This window comes from Ancylomarina sp. 16SWW S1-10-2, assembly GCF_009669305.1.
Lineage (GTDB): Bacteria > Bacteroidota > Bacteroidia > Bacteroidales > Marinifilaceae > Ancylomarina.
Window position 1 is genome coordinate 1 of sequence record NZ_SADB01000063.1, and the last position, 1,370, is coordinate 1,370.

Sequence of the window (1,370 nt, forward strand, 5' to 3'; positions counted from 1 at the left end):
TAGCGATGACTTTGTATTAAAATCTAATTATATAAAACGGTGTGTAAGATGACTCAAACAATTCAAGTATTTGTAGGTTGTTAGCGATGACTTTGTATTAAAATCTAATTATATAAAACGGTGTGTAAGATGACTCAAACAATTCAAGTATTTGTAGGTTGTGATCCCAATAATTGTGACTTAGAACAAAAGAGGTGGATCAGGAAATTTGAACAACACTTATAAGTGATATTTTGCTCCCCAAATGATGTTATAAACATCAATATATGGAGTATTTTATGGCACGTAKACGAAGAAGARATCATTTAAATGATTTTAAAGCTAAGGTAGCACTTGCTGCGATYAAAGCAGAAAAAACACTTGCTGAATTGAGTKCTGARTTTGATGTTCATMAAAACCAAATTATYGACTGGAAAAATCAACTGATYTCAGCTTCCTCGCAAGCTTTCGATCAATCAAAAGCTCCAWCAGAACCMCCCATYGATCTWAAAAARYTACATGCAAAAATCGGTGARCAGGCATTAGAAATTGATTTTTTAGAAGGTGTGTTGAAGAAACTGGGCCGCTTCAACCACAAAAGTTAATCGATGACTCACTTCAGATTTCAGTATTTATGCAGGCTCAGGTGCTGAAAGTCTCCCGTGGTTGTTATTCCTATCGCCCAAAACCTGTGAGTGMATCAGATCTGAAGCTRATGCGSTGTATGGATGAGTTACATATGCAATACCCTTTTGCAGGTAGCCGKATGATGCGTGATTTRTTGAATCGTCAAGGACATCATATAGGACGACGTCATACACGTACTTTAATGAAGAAAATGGGCATTAATGCGTTATATYGYAAACYAAATYTAAGYCAGGCYAATCAAGCTCACCGYAAATATCCATATCTGCTCAAAGGATTGGCTATTCAGCGCAGTAATCAAGTGTGGTCTACGGATATAACGTATATCCCTATGGCAAAAGGCTTTGTTTATTTATGTGCTGTGATTGATTGGCATAGCCGCAAGGTACTTGCGCATAGRGTATCGATTAGTATGGAGGTKRMWTTTTGYATWKMRRCWTTAAATGAAGCWATTGAAAAATATGGWYSACCTGAAATATTTAATACAGACCAAGGCAGTCAGTTYACCAGTGATGCATTTATTGATGTATTGAAATCAAATGGCATTCAAATCAGTATGGATGGTAAAGGTCGATGGRTTGATAATGTGATGGTTGAACGATTATGGCGGAGCGTTAAATATGAAGAGGTGTATCTCAAAGCCTACAGCAATGTTTTGGATGCGAAGAAGCAATTAAACGCATATTTTGAATTTTATAATTTGAAACGACCTCATTCGAGTCTGGACAAAATGACTCCAGATGAGT

At 36.5% G+C, this 1,370-nt stretch carries 1 protein-coding gene; it reads left to right on the forward strand.

Annotated elements, in window-relative coordinates:
• Positions 1-266: 266 nt before the first annotated feature.
• A protein-coding gene (locus EMN46_RS18495; protein WP_154202492.1) for an IS3 family transposase occupies positions 267-1,370 on the forward strand; the annotation gives its coding sequence in 2 pieces (ribosomal slippage) (positions 267-531 and positions 531-1,370; 1,105 coding nt annotated over the 2 pieces). This gene is flagged as partial in the annotation.